The sequence below is a fragment of the Corynebacterium sp. MSK044 genome, from assembly GCF_030232825.1.
Lineage (GTDB): Bacteria > Actinomycetota > Actinomycetes > Mycobacteriales > Mycobacteriaceae > Corynebacterium.
The window spans coordinates 1-1010 of the sequence record NZ_JASPJJ010000052.1; the positions used below are offsets into that span (position 1 = coordinate 1).

Below are 1010 nucleotides of genomic sequence, written 5' to 3' on the forward strand. Positions count from 1 at the left end.
TGAACTGCTCCCCATTAGTTGGACTGAGAAATCAGTTACCGACTAGTGGGGAGCAGTTTTCATTGAGAGCACGTAGTTCGCTGAGTGAGTATCAGCGCGAGCAGTTGGTTGAGCTATTTGAGCAAGGCATGGGCTATAGAGCTGCTGCCAATGCTCTTGGTGTCTCCGGATGCGCTGTCCGTAAGCTCTATCGTCGGTTTAAGCTGCATGGCAGGCTATGTCTTGTGGAGAAACCGATTAAGCAGCAGTATTCGTTCGAAATCAAAAAGGAAGTTGTCCAACGCCACCTTGCGGGTGAGACAGCGATGGATCTTGCGCGAGAGTTCAATCTTTCATCCGACCAACTCGTCAAGGACTGGGTGTCTAAGTGGCGCAAAGGCGACGATGAGGCGCTAAAACCCAAGCCGAAGGGCAGGCCCAAAGGCTCGGTCGCACCGAAGCCGCTCTCGGAGGAAGAGAAGCTGCGGAGCCAGATCGCACGGTTGGAAGCGGAAAACGCATATCTAAAAAAATTGCGGGACTTGAGGAACCAGGGACGCGCCTAAAAGCCCAGGCGATTGTCATCCTCAAGTCACACCACCGCTTGGAGTACCTCCTGGCTGCGGCAGGCATGGCACGGTCGACGTTCTTCTACCACCAGAAACGACTCACCGAGCCGGATAAGCACGCTGCGCTTAAAGATGCGATTCGGGAAAGTTTCGAGCGTAACAAGCATCGCTACGGCTACCGACGAGTGCTTCTTGACCTGCGTAACCAGGGGTGGGTGGTCAACCACAAACTCGTCTACAAACTCATGTGTGAGATGGGGTTTCGAGCCAAGGTCCGCCAGCGCAGGCCATATGTTTCCTACAACGGGACGATCAGTCACATTGCCGACAACACCCTTGACCGCAAGTTCACCCCAGATAAGCCAAATGCCGTCTTTGTCAGCGACGTCACCGAGTTCAGGGTCGCAGGCCGCAAGGTCTACCTGTCACCGGTGATGGACCTGTTCGACCGTTCAATCGTTG

At 54.5% G+C, this 1010-nt stretch carries 1 pseudogene; it reads left to right on the plus strand.

The annotated features are described in order from the left end of the window. Window positions 1-62 precede the first annotated feature (62 nt). Window positions 63-1010 (plus strand): annotated as a pseudogene (locus QP994_RS11025) (IS3 family transposase); the annotation flags it as partial.